The 5,329-nt window shown below is 62.6% G+C and carries 3 protein-coding genes and 2 pseudogenes; 1 reads left to right on the plus strand and 4 read right to left on the minus strand.

The features are described 5' to 3' along the window. The 4 genes and pseudogenes from NW815_RS13370 to NW815_RS13385 all read right to left on the minus strand — a co-directional run. Nucleotides 1–225 (minus strand): annotated as a pseudogene (locus NW815_RS13370) (hypothetical protein); the annotation flags it as partial. Further along, complete coding sequence (locus NW815_RS13375; RefSeq protein ID WP_011433806.1) at nucleotides 222–593, minus strand: YtxH domain-containing protein; 372 nt, start codon at nucleotides 591–593, stop codon at nucleotides 222–224. The gene NW815_RS13375 and the pseudogene NW815_RS13370, both read right to left, overlap by 4 nt. A gap of 112 nt (nucleotides 594–705) precedes the next feature. Beyond that, entirely contained in the window at nucleotides 706–3,111 is a 2,406-nt protein-coding gene (priA, locus tag NW815_RS13380) for a primosomal protein N' (RefSeq protein WP_414416117.1), read from the minus strand. Between the two features lie 41 nt (nucleotides 3,112–3,152). Next, the gene (locus NW815_RS13385) at nucleotides 3,153–4,517 is read right to left on the minus strand and encodes a hypothetical protein (RefSeq protein ID WP_414342953.1); all 1,365 of its coding nucleotides are present in this window, start codon (nucleotides 4,515–4,517) and stop codon (nucleotides 3,153–3,155) included. Nucleotides 4,518–5,118: 601 nt separating this feature from the next. Between NW815_RS13385 and NW815_RS13390 the strand changes: the two are divergent. Then, nucleotides 5,119–5,329: pseudogene (locus tag NW815_RS13390) on the plus strand (TolC family protein); the annotation flags it as partial.

A 5,329-nucleotide genomic window follows, 5' to 3' on the forward strand; every position in this document is an offset into this window, starting at 1 on the left:
CCCTTCGTCGAGGCTGTCGGCAATCTCGCTCACTTCCAGGCTGGTCAGGCGCAGGGCCTCCAGCGTGGGCGGCAATTCCCGCAGCAGCGTATCGAAAAAGCGTTCTACACTTTGAGCGGCTCGACCCAGTTGAATGACGGCAGGTAGTAGGGTCAGGATCACCGCCAAAATGCCCACTGCCACCAGGCCTACCGAGAGGCCGAGCCAAAAGACCGGGTCGTTCATCCCGCCGCCTCCTCCCCATCCCGAGCTTCTAGGTCAGCTTCTTCCCCGCCAAAGGGACGCGAGTTCTGGGCTTGGAGCAGCTCCCTTCGCTTCTGCAACATGGCTTCTTTGCCCACCGCCACTGCCTGCTGCAGCCGCAGCAGAGCCTCATCCAAACTGCGTTGGGCAGCGTCGAACAACTTTTCCGATTGATATTGCAGACTGCTGGTCACATCTTCTGCCACCTCTGGCAGGGCCTCTGCCGATTTCTTCAGCAGTCGCCGCGTCTCCCGTCCGCTGCGGGGAGCCAAGAGCAGGCCAATGGCGGTGCCCACAGCAGTTCCCAGCAACAGCCCACCAATAAACGCGCCAGTCCGGTTTTCAGCCATGCTTTGCCAGAGTTGAGTTGGATACGGGTGGCCCCGAAACCAGACTACCTTAAGATCTCGCGGGAAGATCTCGCGGGATCGGCGGGCTTGCCGCGCGCCGGGTCAACTGTTCCTAGAGAATCCGCAGGGGATCCACATCCAGGCTGACGCGGATCCCTTGGGGGAGATGGCCAATGGCGGCCTGGATCTGCGCAGCCAGCTTCGGGCGATCCCAATCTTGGTCGGGCAGTTGCTTCAGCAGGATCTGCCAGCGGTAGCGTCCGGCAACCCGCTCCACCTGAGCTGGCCCCGGCCCCAACACCTCTGCTGGGATCCCCTGTAGGCGTTCGGCCACCCGATGGCAATAACGCTCCAGGGCTTCCAGGCGGGTGCTGCTCAAGCGGATCAAAATCAAAGCTCGGTGGGGAGGATAGCCCCCCTCTCGCCGTTGTTGCAGTTCTGCCTGCAAGAAGCCCTCGTAATCTTGGGCCAGCACCGCCCTCAAAATCGGGTGCTCCGGCAGATAGGTCTGGATAATCGCCTGTCCTGGCAGGGATCCCCGGCCCGAGCGCCCCGCCACTTGGGTGAGCAGTTGAAAGCTGCGCTCGCCGGCGCGATAGTCGGCTTGGTGCAACAGCCCATCGGCGGCCATCACGCCCACCAAGGTCACCTGGGGTATGTCCAGCCCTTTGGTGAGCATTTGCGTGCCCACCAGCACCTGGGCCTTGCCGCTGCGAAACTGCTCCAGCAAATCGCGATGGGATCCCTTGCGGCGGGTGGCGTCGCTGTCGTAGCGCAAAATCGAGAGCTGGGGCCAATGCTGGTGCAGCACTTCCACCACTTTTTGGGTGCCGGTGCCGAAGTGCTTCAGGTAGGGGGATCCACAGGCGGGGCAGCGCTGCGGATGGGGTTGGCGGGCGCCGCAGTAGTGGCAGCGCAGTTCCTGCCCGCCGAGATGGGCCAGATGAAAGGTGAGAGAAACATCACAATGCTCGCAGGTGAGGACAAACCCGCAGCTCCGGCACAAGACGAAGGTGCTGTGGCCGCGGCGGGGGACAAAGAGAATGGCCTGTTCCCCTCTGTCCAGCGTCTGCTGCAGGGCCTGGTGTAGACGGCGGCTGAGGATGCTGCGGTTGCCGGCTTGGAGCTCCTGGCGCATGTCCACCAGCTCCAGTTGGGGCAGGGTGGCCGGGATCCCAGCTTGGGGGATGCGCTGCGGCAGGGCCAGCCGGATCCACCGCTGCGGATCCTGCAGATGGGCGGCATAGGTTTCCACCGCTGGGGTTGCACTGCCCAGGACCAGGGGACAACCGGCCAGCTCGGCCCGCCACTCGGCCACCTGACGGGCATGGTAGCAGGGCTGGGGCTGATCCTGCTTGAAGCTGTCGTCGTGCTCTTCGTCCAAGACGATCAGGCCCAGCTTGGACAAGGGGGCAAACACCGCCGAGCGGGTGCCGATCACCACTTGGGGGGTGGAGGACAGCATCTGCCGCCAGGTGTCGTAGCGCTCGCCTTCCGAGAGGCCGCTGTGGTAGGCCCACACCTGGGATCCCAGCCGCGCCCGAAACCGATCCATCAGTTGCGGGGTAAGGCCGATCTCGGGCACCAGCACCAGCGCCGACCGTCCTTGCTGCAGCACCTGGGCGATCACCTGCAGGTACACTTCCGTTTTCCCAGAACCGGTGACCCCGTGCAGTAAAAACCGCTGGAACCGGCCCAAAGCTTGCCGGATCGCCTCTACCGCCTGGGCCTGGGCGGCCGTCAAGGGCCTGGGCGGATCCCGCCACCCCGGCAGGCTGGCATCTCCCAGCCGCAGCAGTGGGCGCTCGTAGAGGTGGACACGGCCTTTGCGGGCCAACCCCTGCAGAACCGCTCGGCTCACTCCTGCCAGGCGCTCCCACTCGGCGAGCAGCAGCTCTCCCCCCTTCTGCTTGAGGATCTGCAGCGCCTTCTGCTGAGGGAGGCTCAGCCCCTCTGGGGAGTCGTCGGCCAGACTGGCGGCCAGCTGGGTTTTCACCCTGCCCCCCTGTTGCTCCTGCCAAAAGCTCTCCACCCAACCCCGTCGCTGCAGTTCCCGCAGGGCGAGGGCGGCAGTGGGCACCTGCTGTTGCACATAGCGCCAAGACAGCTCTCCCCCTTTGGCCTGAAGCAGCTGCAGCAGGGTTTGGGCAGCCGGCGAACATTCCTCCCCTTCGGCAGGGAGCCTGAGCAAGCGGACACGCCGCTGAGAACGGCTGAGCAAGCCGGGGGGCAATACCGTGCGCACCACCTGGGCCAGAGGGGTGAGGTAATAGTCGGCCACCCGCTGCAGCAGGGGCCAGAATTCTTTGGGCAGGATCCCTTTGGCCACCACCGCCTCGATCTCCCGCACCGACTGCGGATCCACCCCTGCCGGCAGCTCGGAGCGCCAACCCAAGGCCACTGCCCCCGCCATTTGCTGACCAAAGGGTACGCTGAGCAGGTCGCCCGCTTCTGGCGCGGATCCCTCTGGCACACGATAGGTAAAGCAACCCCCCAAATGGGGATGATCCACCCACACTTCCAGCCAGCGGGGAGGAACAGGCTGCAACACGGGATCCCTCACGGACGGGGCAGAAACCTCGGCAGATCGACCGCCCGCTTGCTTGCCCGAGACGGTAGAGGTTGGGCCAGGGGCTGAATTGTAGGCTTGGCAGCAGGGGTTGGAGACAGAGCCTGGCCAAGGGACTCTGTTCGCGTGAGGGCGCTGGAGGTATCGGCCCGAGGTGGGACATCCAAGCCTTTGCGTTCCAAAGCCGCCTTCAAGCTCAGCACATGCATCTGCTGCTGCTCGTATTTTTCTCGGAGAGAGCGGTTTTCTTCCCACAGGGCAGCACGCTCCCCTTGCAGGGCTTTGATCTGCTCTGCTTGCTTCTCCAGTTGCGTGGACAAGGTTGCAATTTCTTCTTGCAGATGGAGAATGGTTGCCTGCGCAGAGCGCAACTGTGGCTGCCAGTCGGGTTGGGCGGCCAACTGCTCCAAGGCAGCCTGCAACTGCCGCTCCATGGCGGAGAGATGCTGCTGGGCTTGGGCGTACTGTTCCTGCAGATGGCGGTGCTCTTGCTGCCAACGGGTAACTTCCGCCTGGGCTTGAGAGAGGGCCACTTGCAGCGCTTCGGCCTGGGCCTGCCACTGCTGTTGAAGCTGTTGCTGCGCCAGGGATCCCTGGCGCAGATGCTCCTGCTGAGCTTGCAAAGCCGCCAGTTGAGCTTGGGCTTCGGCCAGGGCTGCTTCTAGCTCTTGCCGTTGTTCCCGCCAGCGCTGCTCGGCCTCGGCTTCCGTCTCGGCATAGCCCGCCAAACGGGCCTCGAGGTGTTCCCGTTGCTCCTGCCAGGCTGCCTGTTGGTCGCTGTACAAAGCCCGCAGGCTGCTCAGCTCCGCCTGAGTTTCGGCAATTTGAGTGCGGGCCAGAGAAAGCTCTGCCTTAAAACGCTGCAACATCTCCACCCGTTTTTCTGCCACATCTTGGGCTTCCAGAAGAGAAGCTTGCAGCTCCTGCTGGCGCTGTTCCCATTGACGGCGCTCCTGAGCGTGGGCCAAGCGTAGCTGCTCAATCTGCTCCTGCAGGGCCTCGATATCCTGCCGCTGCCGTTCATTTAAGCGTTGCCGAGCAGCAAGCTGAGCTTCCTGATCCGAGATCTGGACTTTCTGAGCCGCCAAAGTCTGCTGCAACTGTTGCAAGAGATGCTCCCGCTCCTGCAGCGCCTTCTCTTGTTCGGCCACCTTCTGGTGCAAAGCCTGCAGTTGTTCCTGAAGAACTCGCCGCTCTTGGAGCTCGGCTTCGGCTTTGAGCAGACGGCTCTCCAAGGGCTGTTGCTGCCTCAGGGCCAAATGGCGCTCCGTGCTGGGATCCGGTTCGGATGCTGAACAGCCCGCATGAGTCTCTGAAAGGATGGGATCCGAGTCACCTGAAGAGGGAGCACGCATAGATTGAAGGATAGATTGAAGGAGAGATGAAGAAGCGGGAGCAAATGATAAAGTTCCCTGCAGTATAGAGAGATTTTTGGGCGGGTTCAAGCCAGAAGGGTGATCTTGTAAAATCTCCTGCTGCTCCGCACGGCGCGGAGTGCTATCGGCCTGTTTTGGCCGCGCTCTTGCTTCTGAGGTTCCCAAATCCCCGGACTGGGCAGAAGGGCTTGGCTTACTTTTTTTCGGCCGCGAGGCCCGATCCCGACCGGAAGAGGTCTCCCCTTGCTTGGGCGTGCTCTGAGAGTCTGCCACCTTGCCCCCTTTCATCGCCCACAACACCCACCCCCGCCATCACGGACAGATGGCCCCACCATTCTAAACTGAGTCTAAATCTAAATCGACTCGGTCTCAATCCAAGCGTCTCTGCTGAGTGTAGAGGAGTCCCGCCCGTGCTCGGAGCTCCTGGCAGACGCAGGTCGGCCTCATCGTTGCAGGGGCAAATGCGAGGACTCGCTTCCACTGGCCCGAACAGGGCAGCCAGCGAGCCTGCGGAAAACCGTCTTATCTTTGTCCTTCATTTTGCGATACTGCTAGGGGTGATGTTGAGAATGACCGCACGATGGCGATGCAAAATGGAGCCAGGGATCCGCTTCAACTTCCTCAACAGCAGACGGGCTCGGCGGGATCCCAGTTGAACCTTGCCTGTTCTGCCCCCTGTGGCCTACTGTTGAGCCTGCTCTGGGTTGTCCCTGCTCTTGCTCAGCCGGAATCTCCCAGCTCTGCTGCCTTTGCTCTGCCCAACAGCCGCGAAATCCTCACCCCCCCACCCC

This window comes from Synechococcus sp. R6-7, assembly GCF_047461695.1.
In the GTDB taxonomy this organism is placed as follows: domain Bacteria; phylum Cyanobacteriota; class Cyanobacteriia; order Thermostichales; family Thermostichaceae; genus Thermostichus.